This is a genomic window from Echinicola marina, from assembly GCF_020463795.1.
Lineage (GTDB): Bacteria > Bacteroidota > Bacteroidia > Cytophagales > Cyclobacteriaceae > Echinicola > Echinicola marina.
The window spans coordinates 3207825-3233363 of the sequence record NZ_CP080025.1 but is presented as its reverse complement, the minus strand read 5'-3'; the positions used below and the strand labels follow the sequence as shown (position 1 = coordinate 3233363).

The window sequence follows — 25539 nt, the reverse complement described above, 5'->3', positions numbered from 1 at the left end:
TGCAGCTATTCATCTGGAGCCAGCAAAGTATTGGTATAATACCTGAACTTCAATTGTTCCAACTGACGTTTTGTGATCAGGTCAATCAGTTTCAATTGACCTTCCAGGTATTTCTCCTGCCTTTTATTGAGAAGAAAAACAGAACTTTCCCCCATCTTGAACTTTTCATTTTCTGCCCATAGCAATTTCTCATAACCATCTACATTTTGTAATTGTATGGACTCTTGGGTCATTAGAAAGTCTATTTGTTCTAGGCTGTTAAGGACCTTATTTTGTAGTTCTATGGTTTTATTTTCCAGTTCCAACTGCTTTTCCATGACTTTTACCTTGCCCAATTGTAGATTTCCCCTTTCCCCTCTCAATAATAGAGGAAAGCTAAAAGAAAAGCCCCATTTATAATCATTATTGTTATATCCAGGCAAGCCCTCTCCATCAGGGCTTAACAATGGCATATATTTTAACTTCAATTTTGGCAGCAACTTTTCCTGCTTCATCCTTCTCTCAGCCTCCATCAAGGTCACTTTGGATCTGGCTTCCTGTAACACGGGATGGGCATCCAGGGAGTCCAATGAAAAATCCCCCGTCTCTCCCTGTCCTGTAATGACCATTAGGCTATCCGGCACCTTTTGGTCCAAAGCATACCAGCCTTCCTCATCCCATAGGTAATTTTCGAGGTTTTTCTGCGTGGCAGTATAGCTTGACTTGACGGATTGAAGGAGGTTTTTACGGTCTTGCCACATGATATAAGCCTCCACAGTATCGATAGCCGTCTTTTCACCATTAAAGAATGAAGTTTTGGTATTCTGAAAGTAATTTTCTGCCAATGTGATACTTTCATTCACAATAGCCAAAGCCTCATGGCTATTGGCCCAATAAAGATATGCTTCAGTAGCACTGAAATAAAGGTCATTGGTCTGAAGGGTCTTTTGCTGCTCTGCAATGGCTGCATAGGCCTTTCCTTGTCGCAAAGCTGTCCTTCCCTCATCCATCAAGAGTCCTTGAAGGACATTAAGCTCAATTCCAGCATTCCAAAGACCATTTGTCCCCGTTTGGTTCTCTGGGTTCAAATAGGTACCTGAGTTCTTTTCATAACCGGCAATTAAATCAAGCCCGGCAACAGTCGGAATCCTCAAACTCGAAGCAGATTTTCTGTAATACGTCTTATCCGAATAAAGCTTCTCATCAAAACTGGACTCCAATACTGGGTCGAAATTTCCTCTTGCCGCTCTAATACTCGCTTCAGCCCTCAGGTCATTTAACTTGGCCTTTTGTGAGAGCGGATGGTGTGTGATGACCTTTTGTATAAAGACTTCATAATCCAAAGTATCCAATGACTGGGCCTCACTGAAAATAGGGCAGCCAAGGAGCAGAAAAAGAAGATAATATATCGATACTTTTGTGCGCATTAAGGAAATTATTTAACTGATTTCAGTGGTGCCTTTAGTTTCAATGGTTTAGGATTTGTCTTTTCCTCAGTATAATAATCCGCAGGGAAGCCATTAAGCTGCCTCCACAATTCATACCAGATCGGTACATTGTTCAGCAATAAAAAGGTTCTTACGCCAGTTCCCATGCTTAATTTTTCTGGCCAAGGCCTATCCTCTTGGTCTGGGCTGACTAATAGTCTATAATAACCATTTGAACTGATGAACCTGTCAATGGCCACTACTTTTCCTGTAAATACACCAGTGGAAGCTTCTGGCCATCCACTGATGACTATAGCTGGCCAACCATCAAAACGCAAACTTACTTTATTGTCTTGTTTGATAAGCGGCAAATCCTGAGGTCTTACATAAACCTCTACAGCCAAATCATAGTCCTGAGGCATAATGGATACAATGTCTGCTCCTTCTTTGATAAGTTCTCCGATTCCCTTCTTCACCGCCTTGGTGATATAACCGGATTGTGGGGCAGTGACATAATACAAACTGGCCCTTTGACCATAATTACTAAGTTGATTCCGCAATTTGGAAACCTCTGCCATTGTGCCCAGTTTGGCAGATAAGGCCGATTGGGTGTCTGACTGTGCCTTTGCCAGCTTATCCCTGTATTCCCGCTCTACGGTTGACATTTCCAGGTCTAAGTTCAACAACTCATTTCGCTGATTGACAAGTTTATTACGTTGAACAGTCACCTTGGCATTGGCCTCTTGCACCTTCAATTCCTTCTCTTGGAGCTCGGTCAGGGACTTAAGACCTTTGTCATATAATTCTTGTGTTCGTGTCAATTGGTTTTCAGCAATCCGCAGATTGGTGCTATATGCTACCAAATCAATGCTATCCATTTGAACCTTATTATTGGCTTGGAGTATCTTATTTTCCAATTGACGGAGTTTTAATTGCATGGCTTCCTGCAAGGCTGTAGACTGGGCCCTAATGGCAGCTATTTTTGCTTCATATGAAGATGAGCTCTCCACTTTCGCATCCAATTGTTCTTGGGTCCGCTCGATCAATTTAGGATCAAAATATTCACTTTTCGCATCAGATATAAACACCACAGTATCGCCTTTCTCCACAAAGTCTCCTTCTCTTACATACCATTTTTCCAATCTACCTGAGATAATAGACTGAATGGCCTGAGGTCGCTGTTCAGGAAATAAAGTAGTCACATAACCGTCCGTTTGAATATTTTGAGTCCAAGGTAAAAAGAGGCAAATCAACAAAACAACAAGGATTATTATGACGGATTTCCTTGAAAATTGGAAATAACTTATTTCCTTCAGTACCCTAAATGCCCTAAAGTCATTCTGCTTGACGTATTTAGCTATGCTATTTTCAGATATGTTCAACATGGCTGATTACAACTTAATAGTTTGGGTACTGTTTTCTATCCAATCATCTTCGTCCGTGATGACTACCAAAGTCCAATTATGGGACTTATCTGCAAGGTATTTGATGAGGTCATGCCTTTCATTTTTGGGGATATTGACCAAAGGATCTTCCATCAGTAAGAGACCTGGTCGGTGGCAAATTGCCCTGGCCAAATGAATTTTTTGGATGATACAACGAGGTGTCCTGCGCCCTCCACTGTCCATTACCGTATCCAATCCCTTTGGCAATCCTTTAATATAGGTCGTCAGCCCCAAATTGTTCAGCATTTCGGTCAAATCGCTGTCAGGAATATCCCTTCCCACTAATATATTTTCCCGAAAGCTTGCCTCAAAAATTTGATTGGAAGCCAATACCACTCCTAAGTTTTGGTGGAAACTTTTCTTGTCCAATTTTTCATAAGGAATATCATTGAGCAGAATATCTCCTGCATCAATATGCTGAATCCCCGCCAAGATCTGCAATAAAGTAGATTTTCCTGCTCCAGTCTTCCCTGTTAGTACGACACGCGACCTTTCTGGAATTTCAAAGCTAAGTTTTTTGAAGACCGAAGATTGATCATTTGGATATTGGAAACTAACATTTTTCAAAACTATTGAACTAGGAAATTGCTTTTTGATTTTCTGGTTTCCTGATTCATTTTGCAAACTCATATCCGTTACAAAACCTATTTTCTCAAAAGCGGTAAGTACATCATACACATTATCCCAAATATTGAGCAGCTTTTCCACCGAATTGATCACCAAAATGATCACAATCTCTGCGGCCACAAATTGCCCAATATTCATTTGATTGTTGAACACCAATACACCTCCTACTACCAAAATCCCTGCAGCGATAAAAACCTTAAAGCCGATAATCGCCTTAAACTGATCCAGTAATACCCTAAAGTGGGATTCCCTGGACCTGATATAATCCACAGTGATATCATCACTTTTCTTCAAATGAAAGGAAGGATCCTGGGAAAGATGAAAGGTTCTCCTTACTCGGCCAATTTCCTCCAGCCAATGCGCAAGATTATACTTATATTTGCTTTCTTTAATACTGGTTTCCAAGCCAATCCGACCGGTCACCTTCACCAACATAAAAAGGGCAAAGCCTAACACAAGGCCCAGTAAAATAAAGTAAAGGCTATAAATGGATAGCAATATCATACCAAACAAAATCTGAAAGGCCGATACCGAAAGATCTATCAGTATTTTAGGTAAACCCTTCTGTATGGTTAATGTATCAAAAAATCTATTGGCCAGTTCAGGTGCATGCTGCCCATCCAGTTCTTTTGGTTTGATCTGTGGCAATCGATAGGCAAATTCAAAAGCAGACCTCGCGAAAATGTCCTGCTGAATATTTTCAACAATCCTCAATTGTAGTACCTGAAGCAGACCAGCGATAGTAATCCCTACCAAAACCACCGTCACAAGGATCACCCAAGAAGAGGACAGCTCTCCTGTTTGTAGATAATTGATAATGGCCTGAATTCCCAATGGCAGGGATAGGTTCACGATACCTATAAAAAGAGCATAAATGTATATTTGTCTTATTTCTGGTTTATATATTTTTAAAAGCCTCCAAAGCCGCTGAATAGGTGTTAGTGTCGTCATTTTATTGATCGAAGATTAACAAAACCATCTGGTTCATTTTACTTTTTATTATTAAAAACTAGCAATTTAGATCAGCAAATATAAACCAATGAACAAAAAAAAAGTTTCATTCATATTCAATTCTAATCGGATTCTAATGTCCCAATACCTTTAAGATAGCTTATTTTTATCAATTGTTTTTGATTGACTCACCTTGACATGAAGCCAGGAATGGAAATCAGTGTCTAAAGACCGGATAGCGCGAAGACTTAAGCAAAACGTTCTATTTCTTGGATGCCTAAATGCAGCATTTGTTCTGCCAATCAAATAATTCAAAATAAAATGTATAAACATACATACATTAAAAAAGAGTATTATCAAATAAAACTACTTTTCCTTGGCTAAGGTCCAAATTAAGAATCAAATATTTATCATAGCCATATTACACCTTAGCAACACCATATTTGGTATGAATACCTATTTTAATTTTCAGTAAAAAGCCTCCCGATAGCCTTAATACAAAACACAAACCAATCACTTTTTAGGATAGGTGAACACTAGTCTCCAAGTATTTACAATTGAAAATGAACGAATTATAAATATATCAATTCACATTCCGTTTTTAATCCAAATATTTTCACAACCTATATTGCCTGTTTCTGATTGAACAAAAAAAACTTCTCCATTTAGCTATTCCATGCGTCTAAAATCCTCCTCAATGGGCAAACAAAAAAATAAAAACAAAAAAAACTTTGAACAAATGTATTTTTTTGTACCTTCACATATGTATATACATATGGACATTAATAAAATTTAATTGTCTAAAGCTCAGTAAAGCAGCTATAACACCTTAAACGCAAAGGAGCAATAGCCACAGTTAAGATTCAGTAATTCCTAAACTTTAAAACATTGATATGAAAAAGCCAAACAGTTCGTAAACAAGAAGCCTATTGCAAGGGGACAATAGTCCAAAAGACAAAAAATATTAGTCAATTATTTACAATACCCAAGCATATACATATATGAAATGTAAACCATTACCCTATCAATGGCGGAGAGTGATTCGTGGCTTCTGTGGCACAATGCTATTTCTAATGGCATCATCCACATTAATGGCCTATGACAAACCTTCTAAAATTTCTTCAGACAAGGACAACAATCCCATTTCCGCCAAACGACTTGAAATCAATATTAAAGGCACTGTGGTTGATGAGACAGGAGCAGGTCTTCCTGGGGCTACAGTAATAGAAAAAGGAACCAATAATGTGGCTATCACAGATGTGGAAAGGAATTATGCCATATCTGTAAAAAACAAAGAAAGTATCCTTGTATTTTCTTATATCGGCTATGAAAACCAAGAATTTGTAGTCGGTAACAATACCTCCATCAATATCAATTTAAAATTAGCAACCGACCAACTCGAAGAAGTGGTTGTGGTTGGCTACGGAACTCAGAAAAAAGCCGATGTAACAGGCGCTGTTGCATCAATCAAAAGTGACGAAATCGTTACGACCAAAAACGAGAACCTCCAAAACATGCTGACCGGTAAGGTAGCGGGCCTCCGCATCCTCCAAAACTCAAGTGAACCGGGTACATTTAATAGTTCCATGGATATTAGGGGCTTTGGTGCTCCTCTAGTAGTGATAGACGGTGTGCCGAGAAACAATATGGCACGCCTTGATCCAGAGGATATTGAAAGCATTTCTGTGGTTAAAGACGCTTCAGGAGCCGTTTACGGCTCGAGAGCAGCCAATGGTGTGATCATCATCACCACCAAAAAGGGCTCAAAAACAGGCAAGCCAAACTTGAGTTATTCTGGTAATATGACTTGGCAGAACCCCTCCAATTATCCTGATTTGGTAAGTGCGGCAGATTGGATGACCCTCTATAACGAAAGAGACAAACACAATGTGGATAACAGCGGAGTGGTTTCTAGATATTCTGAAGAGGAAATTGAATCTTATAGAAATGGCAGTATGCCTTCCACGGACTGGAAGGACATGGTGATGAGAAATAGCGCTCCTGCTACCCAACATACCATCAGTGCAACAGGAGGAAATGAAGGGATAACTTATTATACAAGTGTCGGTTATCAACAGCAAGGCAGTTTTCTTAAAACTGATGCAATCAACTATGAGAAATACACCATTAGGAACAATATATCCGCAAAAATCACCGATAATATCCAGTTAGACATGAACCTGTCTGGTTTAATAGATGAAAGGGAAACTTCTCCATTTAGTTCTAATGACATCGTAAGGGCCATGTGGCTACACCGTCCAATGGATAATGTATACTATGATGAAGAAGCGGGAAAATATGCCATGATGGATTGGAATGTCATCTTAAATCCAGTTGCCATGATGGACAAGGACTTGGTAGGCGAAAACAGCTACAAAAGCAAATGGTTCCAGTCCAATATGAGCCTCACCTATCAGGTTCCTTTTGTAGAGGGTTTATCATTAAAATCCATGTTCAGTTATGATTATACACAAAACGACAACAAGGAATACTCCAAGAGTTTCACCCTGTACTTACCCAATGGTAATGAATACAAAGCCAATAACCAAACCAGTGGGAACTCCAAAATTTCCCGCTATTTCTATGGCAAAAATTCCACTTTATGGCAGTTGAGAGTAGCTTATGAAAGAAAGTTTGGTCACCACGCTATTTCTGCTCTTAATCTGTTAGAGAATTCCCATTTCCAAGGAGACAACTTTTACGGGTACAGGTACCTTGTACTTCCTTTGCCCCAAATATTTGCCGGTATCACCGATAATCAGGAAATCAGACAAAGCACATCAAGTGGTGCGCTCTACGATTATGCTAACCGCGCATCAGTGGGACGTTTCATCTATGGATTTAAGAGCAAGTACATGGCAGAATTTTCATACCGATATGAAGGCTCATCCAAATTCCCAAAAGATAGTCGATGGGGCTTTTTCCCTTCTTTCTCTGCAGGTTGGAGAATTTCTGAAGAAGGCTTTTGGATGAATTCACCTTTACGTGTGATTGAAGACCTAAAATTCAGAGGATCTTATGGTATTACTGGGGATGATAGCTCCCTAGCCTACCAGTTTGTGAGTGGATATCAGTACCCTGCTTCAGGCAGCAGCAGAGGCCTTCCTGGGGGTTATATTTTCGGAGATCAATTTGTTTCCTCTTCCAGCAATACAGGCCTTGCCAATACTGCCATAACCTGGTATGAGGCCAAAACATTGAACATCGGAATGGATGCTTCTTTATGGAGTGGTAGATTAGGTGTAACAGTAGAATATTTCAATAGGGACCGTTCTGGTTTGCTGGCGACAAGGGTAGGTAGCTTACCGGGAATCGTCGGGGCCTCTCTTCCTCAAGAAAACCTCAACAGTGACCAAAACCGTGGATTTGAAATTGAACTGAGTCATCTGAATAAAATAGGTGATTTCAATTATCAAATACGTGGTAATGTTTCCTACACCAGAACCAAAACTCAATATTATGAAATGGCCGAACTGGGCAATTCCTACTTGAACTGGAGAAACGGTGTCAATGATCGCTATAACAATATTTGGTGGGGCTATGCAGGCAACGGCCGCATGACCAGCTGGGATGAAGTTTATTACAATCCAGTTTATGTCAGCAGAGGCTCTGTTTTGGGAGACTATGAATACCAAGATTGGAACGAAGACGGCTGGATCAATGACTTGGATGTCCATCCATTGGCTTACAGCGGTCAAGTCCCATTGGTCAACTTTGGCCTTAACCTAAGTGCTCAATGGAAAGGATTTGATATGTCCATGCTATGGCAAGGTGCTGGCAAAAAGTATGTGTTGGCGAGAGAATTCTTGTATGAACCTTTATGGTCCAACTCAAACGCCATCAGTGACTTTATGAACAGATGGCACCCTACTGATCCCACTGCAAATCCATATGATCCCAGTACAGAATGGACAGGTGGTAATTATGGCTATACAGGATCGCTGCCAAATGCCTCTTCAGATTTCAATATACAAAATGCAGCCTATGTAAGGTTGAAAAGTTTAGAAATCGGATATTCCTTGCCATCCAATGTGCTTGATTTCATCAAATTGAAAAACATAAGAGTATACGGAAATGCGTATAACCTACTGACATTTAGCAAGCTGAAATACGCTGACCCTGAGTTTTATACCAGCAACACGAGTGGATCTGGTCTTACTAATCTTGGATACAACTATCCTATCAATAAGACATATACAATTGGTATAAACGTGAAATTTTAACTTGACAAAATATGAAACTTAAAAAAACATTAATGTCAATAGGATTGGGTGTACTACTTACAGCCTGTACCGATTTGGATATTCCCCCTATAAACCTATTGAATGAAAATGATATATATGGTAGCAATGAAGGCATCATGACCAATGTGGCCCGAATATACAGCAGACTGCCTATCGAAGATTTCAAATATTATTATGCCTCAGGCTTCAACTTTAATGGCACTCAATACAAACAGTTCAGCTGCTTGACGGGTGAAGCCATTGGCCGGGATACTCCTGGAGCCGAAAGTGAGGGATTTTCTTATTGGGATGATACCTATTCCCAAATCCGTGACATCAATATGCTCATTGAGAAACTTCCTGAATATGCTTCTTCTTTGAATACTTCAGATGTAGACACCTATTTAGGAGAAGCACATTTTGCTAGGGCTTATACTTATTTTGCTTTGGTAAAACGATACGGAGGAGTTCCTTTAATCGATGCTATAGTCGACTACCCTGCTTCGGTCAGTATGGAAGGAACGCATTTATACAGGGCCTCGGAAGAAGCCATTTGGGATTTTATTGCCGCAGATCTGGATTATGCCATCGAACATTTGCCTGAGAATTCCCCGGCAAAAGGCCGTGTAAACAGGTATGTTGCAGCAGCATTTAAGTCCCGCGCCATGCTCCATGCCGGTAGTATTGCCAAATACAATTCGGTAAACGAGACCCAGGACCAAGAAGGCGTTTCAGTAAGGATTTGTGGTATTCCTGCCAATAGAGCAAATGAGTATTTCAAGGCCTCTTATGAGGCGGCAAAACTGGTAGTGGACTCCCAGAAATATGCACTGTATATGGGCCAGTGGCAAGAGGGCAATGCAGAAGCGCAATATCAAAACTTCAAGTACCTGTTCTTAAATGAAACCTCTGAAAATATTTTTGTAAAATATTTCGATGAGCTAAACAGCAAACATGACTACGATCATTCCACCCAACCTAATCAAACAAAATCAGGTGGCAATGATTCTGAAGTGAATCCTACCATGGATTTCGTAGAAATGTTTGATGGAATAGCCAAAGATGAGGATGGAAATTTCAAAAACATTGATGACAATGGGCATTATATGCTTTATAATTCTCCGATGGATGCATTTGCCAATGCTGAACCAAGGCTGAGAGGAACAGTCATCTTCCCCATGGATACTTACAGAAATCAAGTAATCGAAATAAGAAGAGGAATCTGGACTGGAGATGCCAGCCAAGGAATCCTTCCCCTTGACAATGAAGGTGATGTAGGCAACTGTAACCAACTAACTGACCCCAACCTGCATTTGGCACCAGGCTTAGGGGCCAATCCAGTAATCAACCTCAATCCAGGAGATCCAAACGGAAGCACCATGCGTGCAGCGGGAGCTAATGGACCTGTGTCAAATTGGGACTTTGGCAATGTCGGAGGAATGTACGTTCGCAAATACATGAGGGAAACTGGTGTAACCAATGATTTTAATTCTACCCAAAGCTGGATAGAAATCCGTTTTGCAGAAGTACTGCTGAATCAAGCTGAAGCAGCATATGAGCTGATGCTTGGGGGCGAATCAGGAGATAATTATCTCACAGTAGCTTATGAGAACATCAATGATATCAGACTTCGCGCCGGTGCCGAATTGCTTAGCAGTGAAACTGAATTGGACAATATTGACATCATCCGCATAGAACGCCGTAAGGAGCTTGCTTTTGAAAACAAAACCTATTGGGACTTGAAACGTTGGCGAACGCTTTATGAAGAGCAAAACAACAGACGTTATAAAATCCTTAATCCGTTTTATTCCACTGATGCCCAAAAATATTTCCTTTCAGTGAAATTCCAGGAACCTAGGGCAGGCCGTCAGTATATCTATACCTATGATACAAGATACTACTATCAGCCCATTCCAAATTCAGAGATAAACAAGAATCCTAATTGTAAACAAAATCCAGGTTTCTAGTCACTTTCAAAATTAAGACCTATGAAAAATAATCTTATAAAATATTTGTTAATGGCATGTATTATCTCGACAGGATTGAGTTCCTGTATTGAGGATAACTACGCCCCTCCTGCCGAGACATTTACAGGAGCCTTTGTGGACATGCAAACCAAAGAGCCCTTCCAAACAGCAATAGGCAATACCGGAGCACGGATAACGCTGATGGAGTACAGTTGGAGCGAAAACCCTACCCCCTACTATATGTATTGTAAAATGAATGGGGAGTTCAATAATTCCAAAATATTTGCAGGTGAATATGGGGTAAGAGCTGAAGGCGCTTTTGTCCCAGTGGAAGAAGAAATTATCGACCTCAAAGGCGTAGTAGAAAGAACTTATGAAGTTGACCCGTTTCTTCGTGTAGAATGGATTGGGGAACCAGTAGTCAATGGAGACGGTACAGCCACCATCCAAGTAAAGATCACGCGGGGCACTTCAGACCCAGACTACCAACACCCATTAAGTGAGGTCTGGCTATTTGTAAGTGAAAACCAATATGTGGGAGATTTTAGCTTTAGTCCCAACTTTTCCACTCACTTGGTAGGCGCTACTTTGCCAGCATTGGGCGAGACGATCACTATCACTACGGGATGGCCAGGAGGCATTGGTACGGGCGCCCAAAAAACTTTTCCAGACTATGAGAGGAAGTATTTCTTAAGAGTAGGCGCCAGGATCAATACTCAAGTTAACGGCACCAATGTTTATAATTACTCCCCTATTAAGGAAATAACTACCAAATAAAAAGACAAATGTCCCTGAATGGATCTTATTCCTCAGGGACATTTACTATTCTTCCAGTTAAATGATTTGTGGGCAGGATAGAAAAACACAATAAATATCTCGGGATTTCATCTTCCTCCTTGCTAGGAAAAAGTTCCTACTTAAATTGAATGAAGAAGGAAAGTATTAAAGATGCAAAGCATAACCAAAAAGTATAAAATATAAAGTCAGTATGTTCAATTTGATTAAAAGCATTGTTGTCATCATAATGCTGTCAAGTTTCAGTGCCCAAGCCAAAAGTATATGGCAAATCGGTAAAAGCGATAATTCATCTGCCGATTTAGCCCTGGGACCTGCAGATTACAAAAAGTTCTTAAGCAGGGACTTTGGATATGAAGATCGCTATTTCCTAGTAGGAACTTCAAATCCGAGAAACGATTTTCCTTATGTACTTCCTGGCCCAGCTGATACTTGGGGTGGAACCTGGGGCACATCAGGTTGGAGAACCCATGAGATAAATATACTTTTTGGGATCAAAGAAATGAAAAGTGATGAAGGTTTTAAACTGGTCATTGATCTGGCAGACTCCCAACCAACCAAATCATTGCTAAAAGTAAGTGTAAACAACCAGCATAGTAAATTCCTACTCAAAGGTGCAAGCGAAGGCACTCTAAGCGGAGATATGTCAGGTGCTGTAGAACGAATAATCGAAATTCCAATCGATAAAGATATTATCCAAAAAGGGGGCAACTCGATCACCATTACCATTCTGGAAGGTTCATGGGTGGTGTTTGATCAAGTGAGACTGGAAGGTCCAGACGGAACCGTTTTAACACAAAACGATCAGGTTTTTGTTCGTTCAGTAAAACCAGCAACCTATGAACTTGAAGCCGGAAAACAAAAAATACAGCCCTTATTGGTCGATGTAGAACATTTAACTGGTCAACCCAAATTAGAGGTAAAACTGGATAAAAAAGCCGTTTATAGTACTTTTTTGGATTCTGCCAGGTATCAGATAGAAGTACCTATGCCTTCGGTAAAAAGGAAAAAGAAGAGCCAATATGAAATCTACATAGATGGCAAAAAAATCGAAGAAGGCTCCATTTTACGTTCACCACAGGCTTTGCAAAGTTTGGCAGACTATGTGGATACCAGAATAGGCACGGCCCATTCCCGTTGGATGATTGCTCCAGGCCCTTGGATGCCCTTCAGCATGGTAAAAATGAGTCCTGATAACCAAAACAGGGGCTGGCAAGCGGGCTATCAACCCTCATTTGAAACCATAGGAACCTTCAGCCATATTCATGAGTGGACCATGGGCGGATTGGGGATGATGCCGACCAATGGAAAATTACAGACAAAAGTGGGAGATCAGTTTGATCCTGATGCTGGCTACCGTTCCAGAATAGATAAATCTACTGAAGAAGCACCTTTGGGTTTCTATAAGGTGTACATGTCAGATACTAAAATATGGGCAGAAGTGACGGCTACCACCAGAGGTGGATTCCAACGATATACTTTTCCCAAAGATCAAGATGGAAGGGTCATGATTGACATGCATGTAGAGGCCGAGTATGATTACCTGCTCTCTGATGTGGAAATCAATAAAGTGAGTGATTACCGAATAGAAGGAAGGAGTCATCAGATTTCTCCTAGACCTACCGTATGGAGCAATGATGCCGATCAGGAATATGTGGTAAATTTCGTAATTGAGTTTGACCAGCCCATCAAAAACGTAGGCGGATGGATCAATGACCAAACCCTTGAAGGAGGAATCATTAAAGGAAAAGATCTAAAAGACGCTGGCATTTATGTGGAATTTGACACCAACCAATCCAATGTGGTACAGGCACGATCTGCGATATCCTTGGTCAGTATAGAAAATGCCGCTGAAAACCTTAAAACAGAAATCTCCGACCCTTTTGGTTGGGATTTTGAAGCAGTGGTCCAACATCAAAAAGATGTGTGGAACGACTATTTGTCAAGGATTACCATTGCCAGTGATAACCGCTTGGAAAAAGTCCGTTTTTACAGCAACTTCTTCCGTTCCCTTTGCAGAAACACCTGGAGTGATGTCAATGGAGAATGGATTGCTCCAGATGAGACCAAGCAAAAATTTGAAGATCCTTCGGATTTGGCTCTGGGCTGTGATGCTTTTTGGAATACCTTTTGGAACTTAAATCAGCTTTGGAATCTGGCCACGCCTGAATGGTCATCCAAATGGGTAAAATCCCAACTTGCCATGTACGACGCCAACGGTTGGCTAGGAAAAGGTCCTGCAGGAATGGAATATATTCCAGTGATGGTTGCCGAACATGAAATACCACAAATGGTATCTGCCTACCAAATGGGCATTCGTGATTTTGATGTAGAAAAGACATTCGAGGCAGTAAAAAAGATGCAGACAACGCCAGCAACTGAAGTGGCAGGTGGTTTTGCAGGAAACAGAGACCTTATTACCTACCTCGATCATAAATATGTCCCTTCTGATAAAGGAAGGTTTTCCAATACATTGGAATATTCATATGACGACTGGACAGTGGGCCAGCTAGCCAAGTCCTTAGGTAAAAAAGAAGACTATAAAGTTTTTTCTGATAGAGGCAATTGGTGGAAAAATGCCTTTAATCCTAAAAATGGTTTTGCCCAATTGCGCAACAGCAAAGGGGAATTTGAAGAGCCTTTTGATCCTTTTCAGTCAGGCCGAAACCATCATTATGTCGAAGGCAATTCCTGGCAGCTGAGTTATTTCGTTCCTCAAGACGTACCAGCTTTGGTCGATGTGATGGGCAAAGAGGCTTTTGTGGAAAGGTTGGATTGGGGCTTCAAAGCCAGTGAACCTTGGAGATACAATGCCCCAAATGACCAATACTGGGATTACCCTGTAGTACAAGGCAACCAACAATCCATGCACTTTGCTTTCCTATTCAACTGGGCAGACCATCCTTGGTTGACACAGAAATGGAGCCGTTCTATTCTTGAGAAATATTACGGCAGCGGTTTGGCCAATGCCTACTTGGGTGATGAAGACCAAGGGCAAATGAGTGCTTGGTTTGTAATGGCCTCCATAGGCCTGTTCCAAATGGATGGTGGAACCAGTGCCACGCCAATCTACGAGATAGCCAGCCCGTTATATTCAAAAATCACCATTGACCTGAAGGAAATGTACGGCCGTGGTAAACAATTCATAATCGAAGCTAAAAACAGCTCCAGAAAGAACATTTATGTACAAAAAGCTTATCTCAATGGAAAAGAGCTGAAATCATTTTGGTTCCCTGCTTCCGAATTGCTCAAAGGAGGAAAATTGGTTTTGGAAATGGGTGACCAACCCAATAAAAATTGGGGGAGAACGTCCGATAAATAATTAGAAAAGGGAAGTCTCTTTGGCTAAGTTTATAATACCCAATAAGCCAAAGAGACTTCCGTAATAAACTAAGCAAATAAATACAATTAAATGAGTGGTTTGAGGTCTTTTATTAGTACTTGTTTATTTTACATCCTACTTCCCTTTGGAGCCCTTTTTGCCCAAAGCCCAGTAGATTATGTGGATCCCAATATCGGGACAGCACATTGCCGTTGGTTCTTCTATACACCTGCTGCAGTTCCTTTTGGCATGGCCAAACTGGCACCTTCCACCGATGCCCATTTGGGTAATCCAGGAGGATGGCAAGCCGTGGGCTATGACTTTAGGCACAGCTCTATTGAGGGCTTTGCCAATTTTCACGAGTTTCAGGTGGGAGGCGTGGTCATTGCCCCTTCTGTGGGTGATTTACAGACTGTTCCTGGCGAACTAGACAATCCTGCCGGCGGTTACAGATCTCGCTTTGACAAAAAGGAGGAGCTGGCCAAACCAGGTTATTATTCGGTCTTTCTAAAAGACCATGATGTCAAAGCAGAACTCACCGCTACCAAAAGGGTCGGCTTTCACCGCTATACTTTTCCTAAAACTTCCCAAGCCAATATTCTTTTTGACATAGGGAATAAACAAGGAGAAAGTGGTGAAGTAAAAGATGCCTATGTGAACTTCACCGAAGATGGGCGCATTGAAGGTTATGTAATCACCTCCCCTGTATATGTCAATATCTACCAAAAAGGGGCTGATGTAAGGATGTACTTTTCGGCCAAAATGGATAAGAAGCCTAGTACTTTTGGCTCTTTTGTGAAAGAACAAATATTCCCAGGCAGAAATGAGCAAGAGGGAGTTGGTGCTGGCATGTATTTCACCTTTGACACTAAGCAAGATGAAGCAGTAGAAATCAAAATAGGCCTTTCCTATACCTCTATTGAAAATGCCCGTCTCAACCTGGATACTGAAGCTCCTAAAATGGATTTTGACAAGGCCCAAAAACAAGCCAACAAAACATGGGAAGAGTATCTTGGTAGAATTCAGGTGGAGGGGCAAAATGAAGAGGACAAAGTTAAATTCTACACAGGTCTGTTCCATGCCTTACTGGGCAGGGGGCTTGCCAGTGATGTAAATGGAGCCTATCCAATGAATAGCGGGGCTGTGGGGCAGATCGAACTTGATAAAAGAGGACAGCCCATTCACCATCACTATAATACCGATGCCATTTGGGGTGCCTTCTGGAATTTGACCCAACTCTGGGCAGTAGCCTACCCGGAATATTACGCTGATTGGGTTCAAAGCCAGCTGCTGGTTTATAAGGACGCCGGCTGGCTAGGAGATGGCATTGCCAACAGTAAATATGTATCAGGAGTTGGAACCAATTTCACCAGTTTGGCCATCGCCGCAGCTTATAACTGCGGGATCAGGGATTATGATGTAGAACTGGCTTATGAAGCTTCACTAAAGAACGAAATAGGCTGGAAAGACCGAATAGAAGGCGCTGGAAAAATGGATGTCAAACAATTTGTGGAGCGTGGTTATAGCCCTTACGAAAAGCAATTTGATATGAAAACCGTAGAGGAAGGTTCGGGTTTTGCCGCATCACATACGCTTGAATACTCTTTCAGCAGCTTTGCTGTGGCCCAATTTGCTAAGCAACTGGGCAAGACTGCCGATTATGAGCAACTTACCCAACTATCAAATGGTTGGAAGCTACTATATGATGAAGAAACCAAATTGATCCGTCCAAAAGATTCCAATGGTAAATTCATTGAAGACTTTGATCCACTGGCACCTTGGAAAGGCTTTCAAGAGGGCAATGCAGTTCAATACACCTTTTATGTGCCGCATCATGTAGAAGAGTTAGTGACTACTTTGGGCAAGGAAACTTTCAACACCCGACTTGACAGTATTTTCATCATTTCCCAGAAAAACATCTTCGGAGGAGGGGCAGAAATCGATGCATTCTCCGGGTTGAAGACGCTTTATAATCATGGCAACCAACCTAATTTGCATGTTTCCTGGATGTTTAATTTCTCTGGAAAGCCCCATCTGTCCCAAAAATGGGTAAGGGCGATTTGCAACGAGTTTTATGGCACGGAAGGGATACATGGCTATGGCTATGGACAGGATGAGGATCAGGGCCAATTGGGAGCTTGGTATGTAATGTCATCAATTGGGCTATTTGATGTGAAAGGATTGACAGAAATAGATCCAAAGTTCCAAATTGGAAGCCCATTATTTGATAAAGTGACCATCAAGTTGGACCAAGATTACTTCAAGGGCAAACGTTTTGTCATCGAAACGAATAACAATTCCAAGGATAATATATATCTAAAAGACATGGAGCTAAATGGTAAAAAACTGGATACCTACTCCCTACCCTTCTCGGATGTAACCAAAGGTGGTAAACTAAAATTGGGACTAACTGATCATCCTGTGACAAACTAGTCCATTATCCATAGATGATGCTGACCCAAAATAAAAAAAATGAAAAATAGAAGAGTACTGCTAAGCATAATGATGGTCTTGTTTTTTGGCCACATCCTGAACGCTCAGGAAAAAGTCAAAAAAAAGGGGCCCAATATCGTAGTCATTTTCACAGATGACCATGCATTTCAGGCCATTAGTGCTTATGGGCATCCCATTTCTAAAATTGCAAAAACACCCAATATCGACCGATTAGCAGAAGAGGGACTTTTGTTTAAGCGTGCTTACGTGGAAAATTCAATCTGTACGCCCAGCCGTGCTACCCTGTTTACAGGTTTGTATAGCCACCAACATGGCCAGCAACTTCTTGGCAGTAGGATGGATTATAGCCGTACTTGGTTTGTGGAATTATTACAGCAGGCAGGTTATCAAACTTCCGTCTTTGGGAAATGGCACTTAAGTGTAGAACCCAAAGGCTTTGATTATTATCATATTCTGGCTGATCAGGGAGAGTATTATAACCCGAGGTTCAGAAACCCCAGTACAAACGGAAAGTATGTTTCCGAAAAGGGCTATGCCACAAAGCTGATCACAGATCATGCCTTAGAGTGGATTGGAGAGCATTCTACAGCTGATGAGCCATTTTGTATTTTGGTCAACCATAAAGCCCCACATCGGAACTGGATGCCCGATCTAAACCATATCGGTCTGTTTACGAATGATACTTTTCCAGAGCCGGAAACGCTATTTGATGAATATGAAAGCCGTGGACCACAAATGCAAATGCAGGAGCTTACTGTGGCCAATCACTTAGGCTTTGCTTTTGATCTTAAAGTCGAAGAACTAAAAGATGAACCTACCCTTCAGTACATCAAAGACAGCTGGCCAATGGCCATGGATCCGATGGACGAGAAACAGAGAAAAGCCTGGGATGAAGCCTACAAGGCCCAAAACAAAGTGTTTTTGGAAAACCGTCCCACAGGGAAGGAATTGACCAGTTGGAAGTACCAAAGGTATATCAAGGACTACTGCCGTACCGTACGCTCTGTGGATGAAGAAGTTGGGCGCTTAGTTGATTACCTGGAAGAGACTGGAGAGCTGGACAATACAATCATTGTTTACACCTCCGACCAAGGCTTCTTTTTGGGTGAACATGGCCTTTACGATAAAAGGTTTATGTATGAAGAGGCTTTCCGAACGCCATTGATCATTTTCTATCCCGATAAAATCAAAAAAGGTATGATAAGTAATGAATTGGTGCAGAATATAGACTACGCACCTACCTTCTTAGATGTGGCCGGGGTAAAAATCCCTGAAGAGATGGCAGGAAAATCATTGGTCCCTCTCTTTAAAAATGGAAAATCCAAAAACTGGCGGGAACAACTTTACTATCATTTCTATGATTATCCAGCAGTAGGAAATGTCCGAAGGCATTATGGTATTAGTACAGACCGCTACAAATTGATCCATTGGTATGGCAAAGGATTTGGGAATGATCCGGACATAGATTCATGGGAACTATTTGACCTTAAAAAGGACCCGACAGAAATTCAGAACGTATACAATGAGCCAAAATACGCCAATATACAGCAAGAGCTTAAGGAAAATTTGATCAAAATGAGAAAAGACATCGGAGCCACAGAAGGCAGCAATTAGACAATCCCGGCCCTCTGAAATCAATATAGGTTCACCAAAGGAAGTGCTAAAGAACCTAGTCTGAATTCAGAGGGCTTTTTTCTTTTGAATGTCTCGTCCTAAAATAAGTTGGCAACAAATCGTCCCGAAAACCACCTGATTGATCATTAGCAAAAAAAGAAAAGGCTGTCTCATTTTTTTCTCTACCTGTCTGCCTATGTGGAGCAGAATAACAGAGAATTTGGACTTTTGAGACAGCCTTATTTAATTTTTAAAACTTAATCCAATGGATAAAAGCTCCTTTAACTATCAATCTGATGTAAAGCAAAAGCATATGCCCCTAAGGAGATTGCTTTGCTAGCACCTAATTTTGAAACCATAATGCCAGTCAGTTTTTCAGCAGTATAAGGAATGCTTTTACTGGTGCCAGGAATAGGAATATTCTTTGCCTTGCTATTTAAGAATTGGGCCAATTGGTCCTTATTGCTCAGATCATAAGCTTTGGCCTGTGATCTAGGAAAATGCTCCCCAGTCAGGATCGACAAATTGCCGTTAAGTTCAGTGATGATTGCAGGAAGAATATATTTGGCTGCGCCTATCAAGCCTCCCCCTATCACTACTATCCCATCCAAAATGGTATTGGCCTGCGCGATAGTATCACCGGCCATTTCTCCCAATTCCTTGAAAGATGCAACAGCTGCTTCCTGATCCCCTTCTATTTTCCCCTCTGCAATATAAAAAATATCCTCAGGGCTTAATTTCCTTGAGTCACCAGAATACTCTCCATATACCCTTTGGACAGCCCTAATGCTCACACTCTCTTCAATAATACAGTCTGGGATTTTTTTATTTCTAAATACCCAAACGTCTCCTCCAGTTCCATTATCACCGATTAGCAATTCCTTGTTTACTACCGCTCCGCCTCCGAAACCTGTTCCTAGGGTTATTCCCAAGAGATTCTTGAACCTCTTGGGGTTTCCTGCTGATTCCAGTTGCTGATTAATTTCCGGTAAACATCCAGCCAAAGCTTCCCCATACGCAAAGAGACTTCCATCATTATTGATAAAAACAGGAATACCAAACTCAGCTTCCAACATTGGTCCAAGTGCTACGCCACCTCTGAAACAAGGGAAATTGGGAAGGTCTCCTATGATTCCATGCTGATAGTCAGCAGGTCCAGGAAAAGCAAAACTGATGGCTACAGGAGCATCCTTCAGTTCAGCACTGATCTCATGAAATCCCATCTTAATGGTCGTCAAACATTTTTCCAAATCATCTGGAGAGGCCTTTTTGGTTATGGGGGCCAGTATTTCTTTATTTCCTTGGATAGCAGAAAATACAAAATTAGTCCCTCCTGCATCCAAGGTCATTACTGTCCTTTTATCATTACTATAGCTCATAGCTTATTCTCCTATTATGCCTTGGTCCTGACAAAAGCCTTGATGGTAGCAAGGGTCTTTCCTTCACTCTTGCCATAAGGCCTTATGGAATACTCTCCTACTGCAGCAGGGACGATAAATGTCTCTGCATAATGCACCACATAAGGTTCAAAGAGATTATTAGGACTTTCGATAATGGCCTCATCACCTTCTACCAAATTCAATACATTCACCGCTCCTTGGGTATCATGAATTACAGCTTTGGAAAACCAATGTCTCCTGGTTTCTATAAACTGCCTTTTATGCAGTCCAGTTCTTTCTTCAAACCATCCATCCCCTTCAGCTATTTTCGCCACCTGATTGATTAACTCATTCTCAGCATATACAGTATCTCTGTCCCAGTCAATGACCTTACTCGCATGTTCAATATTGATTGGACGAGGTTTTCCATCTAAGCCCAATCGACCCCAATCCCACATTTTAAAAGTGAAGATGAAAGGCGTTGCGCTGATTTCGAGTACCATGGAATCCTTACCGGAACAATGGACAGTACCACCCGGAATCAAGAAATGGTCATGCTTCTTGGCAGGAAAGGTATTCACATATTTTTCTGCATCAAATGCTACATTTCCCTCCTGTGCTTTCTTTAAATCATCTATCATACTGCCCGAATCGATACCTCTCTTCATTCCTAGATAAACACAAGCTCCTTCTTTCGCATCCAACATATAATAACTTTCATCCTGGGTGTAATTCATCCCAAAATTTTGCTGGATATAAGTAGTATCCGGATGTACTTGAAGGCTTAAGTTCCCTCCACCCATGGTATCGAGAAAATCAAAACGAATCGGAAATTCCTGCCCAAATCGCGCCTCTACTTCCTCTCCCAGTAATTGTCTACTTCTAAAAAAGACCAGATCAATCGATGGGATTTCTACGATCTCGCCCCCAATATTTAACAACAAACTATTTTCTTCTGGCACACAGTCAAAGCACCAAGCATGGTTCGGCTTTCCTTCCGTATCCAAGTCACAAACTTCTTCCATCCAATGACCGCCCCAAGGTCCCGGGTCAAAAAACGGCACCACCCTAATTGGCTGGCCAACTGCTTTCGTCAAGCCCTCTTGAACAGTCGCCATATCCACCAATTTAGGAAAACCGGATGTATTGGTATCCAACAAATAATCACATTTGTGGAACCATTCTTTTTTGAACTTATCACATACACGCCAATCAACGAAAAACGCCCGCTTATACTGAAAGTTAACCGCTTCATGAGCATTATTCATCCCCAAACCATGCACCTCATGTCTTCTCATTCTTTGTTGGATTTCCCATCTGGCCATATCTGCATAGATCTTTACATCTGCATTTGGCGCACATAGAAAAGCTCCCGGTCCACACACAATGGTTAATTCTTTGGGCTTGTTTTCAAGCTCTTTTTGTTTGTTCTGAAGTTTTTCATGATCAAAAAATGCCTCTAGCTTTAACTTAGTGATAAAACCAAAAATGGCATCATCAGTTACATCTTCTTGGGTAAGCTTGATAATTTCGGACTCTTCCTTTAGTAGCAATTTTGTATCTATGAAACTGCCTAAGTCTCGAAGGTTTGACTTGATTTCTTCCTCGTTTACACCTTGGTAGCACTCTATGGCTATGACTTTATCATCAGTCTGGCTTTGTAACAAGCTAAAAATATTTTCCCAGCCGGTGACAACACTTCCATCAACTTTGACTGCAGGAAATTTATCATAATTTGATTCCATACTCATTTTTATCCTATCTCTTTTATCCACTAATTATTTTTCCTATTCAACTTTCTTAAGCATTATGAGCTAAAGCAAATTCAGAGGAGCTTTGGTTTGCATTGCCTATTCCCAATTCATTGATTCTTTTAGCCTTTAAGAAAAAAGGCTGTTATTGACCACATTAAAGATTTCATATCACTATTCCTTATTTTTTTGAATTGGCCATCTGTTCTTCTCAACAGCGAATTCACACGCGATTATTTATATTTTTCTTTCCATTGATGAGGGATACGATCAAAATTCCTCCTACAGCCGCTATCAATACACCTATACTGGCCGTCACATTGATCATATCAGCTACCCAACCCATTATGGGTGGTATGGCAGCCCCTCCTACCACGGCCATGATCATCAAACCAGAAATTTCGTTGGAACGGTCAGGATACTTCTCCACTGTTAATGAAAATACCAGCGGAAAGATATTGGCTATTCCCAAACCTGTAAGGAATATCGTCACCATGGCAAAACCCTCTCCAGGAGTAAGAATTAGCGCCACGGTGCCTACTAGGCCTGCCAAAGCACTATAAAGGAAAAACCTATTGGAAGAAAGCTTGGTCAATATCAAGGCCCCTCCAAAAGTACCCAGCATTTTCCCAAAAAAATACAGACTTCTTGCCGACTCAGCGATGGTTTGCTCTGTCTCAAACCTACTCATCAAAAACTGCCCTGAGATGGCGTTCAAGCCAACATCAATTCCTACGATCAAGAAAATACATGCTACCATAGCAGCCACATAACCATTACCCAATAATTTGAATGATGACAGAAATGTCGCCCGCTTTTCAGTATTTCTACTTTCTTCAATAGGGGTAAGCGATAACCAAACCACCGTGATAATGGATATGGCAGCAAACACAAGAAAGGCTAGTTTCCAATCACCATATTGGCTTGCAAACCATCCCGCTAAGGGTGCAGCCACCATAGAGCCTATGGACTTGACAAATTGTGAAAAGCTCAGAAAACTTGATTGTCTATTAGTAGGCACAACATCCACCAATAATGGATTGGCTGAGACCTGCACAATGGTATTTCCAATCCCTAAAAAGGCAAAGCCTAATAATACCATTTCATAGGTGTAAAATAAAAAAGGGAACAAAAGGCCCAATGCTGTAACCAACATGCCGATATTCAGCATTTTTCTTTTCCCTATCCTATCCTGCATAATTCCAACAGGTACGGACAACACGAAAAACCATAAAAACACAGCAAAAGGAATCATTTGTGCCAGTGTATTGCTCAAGTCAAACTCCGACTTTACCCGGTCAACTCCTATACCCACCAGATCACTGAAACTCATGACATAAAATGAGAATAAAACCGGGGCCACTAATTTTAAAGCAACTTTAGATTTTGCCATATACGCTTAACTTTTACGCTTTGTAACCATTGAAAATTCGTCAACAAAATAGATTTCACAAACTGAAAAGCTTAATCACTTAAGCAATATGCATTTTCAAAATCCTTTCATTTAAATAATGTTTAAATGTATGAACATTATAACATATATACAAAACATTACCGCTTAATTTTCAAAAAAGGCACCACTGACAAAATTCAAAATTCTGCTTGTTCTTTACTAATTAATAATTCCCCAGTACGATTATATACCCTGTGCAGCATATCTGTTTATCACAGGTTATCTACCCTTGACAGAGACCATTTCTTCTATACAGGATTACTGGTATAAATACGCTCGCCCATTTTTTCATATTAGGGCCAAAATCAAGTTCATTAACATTTGACTTTAATTGGATAATTCCCTTCCTCATTCAACCTTAGCTGACCAAAACCTTGAAAAACATTTGGTCATTATAGTCCATCTTGTTTCTACTCGATCAACTCAATGGACTTCCAAAAACAGTTCACTTGGCACCAAACAGCATGACATCTAAAATCTCCCTTAGTACCTTGCTTTCAATTAAAGTGAGGCTGACTCATCTAGTATCAGCCTCACCCATCATTACTTTTTTGCTTATTGTAAATTACCTATACCCATTATTACTTGGGTCAGATTCCAACAATGCCGGATTCAAAACAAACTCTTCCGTAGGGATAGGCAATAGCACATGATAAGGCTGGATATTAGCTGCTGGGTTCCAAACCCTGTACTCGGTACTCTTGACCACTTCTTCTAAAATCCCCCAGCGTATAAGGTCAAGCCTACGATGTCCCTCTCCTCCAAGCTCCCATCTCCTTTCATCATATATAGCCTGTCGAAAAGCCTCTTGTGTCAAGCCAGACAAGGGCATATCTGGTTCATAAGCCCTTTCCCTAACCCGGTTGACATATTGATAAGCAGTAGCAGTAGGTCCATTTAATTCGTTTTCGGCTTCTGCCGCCATTAAATAGACATCAGCCAATCTGAAAATAATCTTATTATCCCCATGGTTTCCCCTTGGGGAGTTTATCTGATCCAGGTTCCACATTTTTGGCATATAAGGAAAGTTCATTTCAAATCCCAGATAATTGGTCGTAATATTGGAAGCCCTCCTAAGGTCATTTTGAGGAAAATCATTTACATACCCTGGCAAGGGAATAGCTAGACCATATCCTGTAAACCCCTCGTTTCTTTCTGCCAATGCAGCACTCAGGGCACTCCTTTGGGTAGGGTCCTTTGGTTCGTCCCTAATCCTAGGAGTAAAATGATCCACCCAGTCTGTGGATCGCACATCCTTTACAAAATCTATCTCCCATATATTTTCAGAATTATACTCGTTAAATTGATCAAAAACAGCGGCATAATCATCTAGCAATTGATGCGGAGAGCTATTGATAATTTCCTCTGCTTTGTTTTTTGCTGCCTGCCAGTTCTTTTGTATCAAATATAGCTTTACCATGACAGTCGCTGCTGTCCATTTACTGGCCTTACCTAGATCATCCCCTGTATAACTGTCCGGCAATAAATCCTGGGCGGCCTGTAGATCCACGATGATATCATTCCTGATTTGCTCCACTTCTGTTCTCGGCAATGCCTGAATTTCAGAAATGGGCAAATTATCTCTATAATAGGGTACATCTCCCCAGAGGTTGGTTAGATGGTAGTAGGCGTAAGATCTCAAAAACAAAGTCTGCCCCCTAAAGTAATCCCGTTCATCCTCATTCAAGGCATCATTGATTTCCAATTGTTCCAAAATGGTATTGGAATTCAATATGATAGCATATAGGTTTTGCCATGTCAATGGCGCGCCTCCTCCCTGAGAAATGGCACTGATATTACTTTCACTCAAAGTATAATTTTGTGTGGGTTCCACTTGGTCAAATACCCGGTTAGGGCCAATGACATCAGCACCATTTTCATAATACCTGTCCAAGCCCACTTTCCCATGTAAAGAATTGTCCTTGTATAAATTATATAATCCCACTATCGCCAGCTCAAATTCTGCTGGCGTATTGAAGAAATTTGTAGGAGATACAATGTCCTTTGGCTTTTCCTCCAAAAAGCTGTCGCAACCCAATAGCATGATCACAGCCATGATGGGCAATATTCCGTTTTTAATTATATATTTCATTTTTTAGGTCTTTTTTGGTCCATTGTTCCCATAAAGAGGAACTTCAATTGATTAATACAA

13 protein-coding genes are annotated in these 25539 nt (G+C 41.0%); 6 read left to right on the top strand and 7 right to left on the bottom strand.

Features of this window, described 5'->3' with window-relative positions; genetic code table 11:
- Nucleotides 1-5 precede the first annotated feature (5 nt).
- From KZP23_RS13355 to KZP23_RS13345, 3 genes are read right to left on the bottom strand one after another with little or no spacing between them, the layout of a single operon-like run.
- Nucleotides 6-1406 (bottom strand): TolC family protein, encoded by a 1401-nt coding sequence (locus tag KZP23_RS13355; RefSeq protein WP_226332218.1) that lies wholly within the window; start codon nucleotides 1404-1406, stop codon nucleotides 6-8.
- Between the two features lie 8 nt (nucleotides 1407-1414).
- The gene (locus KZP23_RS13350; protein WP_226332217.1) at nucleotides 1415-2791 is read right to left on the bottom strand and encodes an HlyD family secretion protein; all 1377 of its coding nucleotides are present in this window, start codon (nucleotides 2789-2791) and stop codon (nucleotides 1415-1417) included.
- Nucleotides 2792-2797: 6 nt separating this feature from the next.
- Nucleotides 2798-4429 carry a peptidase domain-containing ABC transporter gene (locus KZP23_RS13345; RefSeq protein ID WP_226332216.1) on the bottom strand — a complete coding sequence of 544 codons (1632 nt, stop codon included), beginning with the start codon at nucleotides 4427-4429 and terminating at the stop codon, nucleotides 2798-2800.
- A gap of 1001 nt (nucleotides 4430-5430) precedes the next feature.
- Between KZP23_RS13345 and KZP23_RS13340 the strand changes: the two genes are divergently transcribed.
- The 6 genes from KZP23_RS13340 (at nucleotide 5431) to KZP23_RS13315 (ending at nucleotide 18804) form a co-directional block, all read left to right on the top strand.
- Nucleotides 5431-8652, top strand: a complete 3222-nt coding sequence (locus KZP23_RS13340) for a SusC/RagA family TonB-linked outer membrane protein (RefSeq protein WP_226332215.1) — start codon at nucleotides 5431-5433, stop codon at nucleotides 8650-8652.
- Nucleotides 8653-8663: 11 nt separating this feature from the next.
- Complete coding sequence (locus KZP23_RS13335) at nucleotides 8664-10619, top strand: RagB/SusD family nutrient uptake outer membrane protein (RefSeq protein ID WP_226332214.1); 1956 nt, start codon at nucleotides 8664-8666, stop codon at nucleotides 10617-10619.
- Nucleotides 10620-10670: 51 nt separating this feature from the next.
- Entirely contained in the window at nucleotides 10671-11396 is a 726-nt protein-coding gene (locus KZP23_RS13330) for a DUF3823 domain-containing protein (protein ID WP_226332213.1), read from the top strand.
- A gap of 211 nt (nucleotides 11397-11607) precedes the next feature.
- Complete coding sequence (locus tag KZP23_RS13325) at nucleotides 11608-14736, top strand: GH92 family glycosyl hydrolase (RefSeq protein WP_226332212.1); 3129 nt, start codon at nucleotides 11608-11610, stop codon at nucleotides 14734-14736.
- 90 nt (nucleotides 14737-14826) lie between these two features.
- Complete coding sequence (locus KZP23_RS13320) at nucleotides 14827-17169, top strand: GH92 family glycosyl hydrolase (protein WP_226332211.1); 2343 nt, start codon at nucleotides 14827-14829, stop codon at nucleotides 17167-17169.
- A 39-nt stretch (nucleotides 17170-17208) separates the two neighbouring features.
- On the top strand, nucleotides 17209-18804 hold the full coding sequence (locus tag KZP23_RS13315; protein ID WP_226332210.1) for a sulfatase family protein: 1596 nt from the start codon (nucleotides 17209-17211) through the stop codon (nucleotides 18802-18804).
- A 281-nt stretch (nucleotides 18805-19085) separates the two neighbouring features.
- Here the strand turns inward: KZP23_RS13315 and KZP23_RS13310 are convergent, their stop codons facing one another.
- The 4 genes from KZP23_RS13310 to KZP23_RS13295 form a co-directional block, all read right to left on the bottom strand.
- Nucleotides 19086-20183, bottom strand: coding sequence for an ROK family protein (locus tag KZP23_RS13310; RefSeq protein WP_226332209.1), 1098 nt, complete (start codon nucleotides 20181-20183; stop codon nucleotides 19086-19088).
- 14 nt (nucleotides 20184-20197) lie between these two features.
- Entirely contained in the window at nucleotides 20198-21934 is a 1737-nt protein-coding gene (locus KZP23_RS13305; protein ID WP_226332208.1) for a class I mannose-6-phosphate isomerase, read from the bottom strand.
- 223 nt (nucleotides 21935-22157) lie between these two features.
- Entirely contained in the window at nucleotides 22158-23327 is a 1170-nt protein-coding gene (locus KZP23_RS13300) for an MFS transporter (RefSeq protein WP_226332207.1), read from the bottom strand.
- 625 nt (nucleotides 23328-23952) lie between these two features.
- Complete coding sequence (locus KZP23_RS13295) at nucleotides 23953-25479, bottom strand: RagB/SusD family nutrient uptake outer membrane protein (RefSeq protein WP_226332206.1); 1527 nt, start codon at nucleotides 25477-25479, stop codon at nucleotides 23953-23955.
- Nucleotides 25480-25539 lie beyond the last annotated feature (60 nt).

Bases quoted from the DNA above. Each gene is read 5' to 3' on its own strand.
- KZP23_RS13355 (WP_226332218.1), bottom strand. From the start codon at position 1,406: ATGCGCACAAAAGTATCGATATATTATCTTCTTTTTCTGCTCCTTGGC.
- KZP23_RS13350 (WP_226332217.1), bottom strand. From the start codon at position 2,791: ATGTTGAACATATCTGAAAATAGCATAGCTAAATACGTCAAGCAGAAT.
- KZP23_RS13345 (WP_226332216.1), bottom strand. From the start codon at position 4,429: ATGACGACACTAACACCTATTCAGCGGCTTTGGAGGCTTTTAAAAATA.
- KZP23_RS13340 (WP_226332215.1), top strand. From the start codon at position 5,431: ATGAAATGTAAACCATTACCCTATCAATGGCGGAGAGTGATTCGTGGC.
- KZP23_RS13335 (WP_226332214.1), top strand. From the start codon at position 8,664: ATGAAACTTAAAAAAACATTAATGTCAATAGGATTGGGTGTACTACTT.
- KZP23_RS13330 (WP_226332213.1), top strand. From the start codon at position 10,671: ATGGCATGTATTATCTCGACAGGATTGAGTTCCTGTATTGAGGATAAC.
- KZP23_RS13325 (WP_226332212.1), top strand. From the start codon at position 11,608: ATGTTCAATTTGATTAAAAGCATTGTTGTCATCATAATGCTGTCAAGT.
- KZP23_RS13320 (WP_226332211.1), top strand. From the start codon at position 14,827: ATGAGTGGTTTGAGGTCTTTTATTAGTACTTGTTTATTTTACATCCTA.
- KZP23_RS13315 (WP_226332210.1), top strand. From the start codon at position 17,209: ATGAAAAATAGAAGAGTACTGCTAAGCATAATGATGGTCTTGTTTTTT.
- KZP23_RS13310 (WP_226332209.1), bottom strand. From the start codon at position 20,183: ATGAGCTATAGTAATGATAAAAGGACAGTAATGACCTTGGATGCAGGA.
- KZP23_RS13305 (WP_226332208.1), bottom strand. From the start codon at position 21,934: ATGAGTATGGAATCAAATTATGATAAATTTCCTGCAGTCAAAGTTGAT.
- KZP23_RS13300 (WP_226332207.1), bottom strand. From the start codon at position 23,327: ATGGCAAAATCTAAAGTTGCTTTAAAATTAGTGGCCCCGGTTTTATTC.
- KZP23_RS13295 (WP_226332206.1), bottom strand. From the start codon at position 25,479: ATGAAATATATAATTAAAAACGGAATATTGCCCATCATGGCTGTGATC.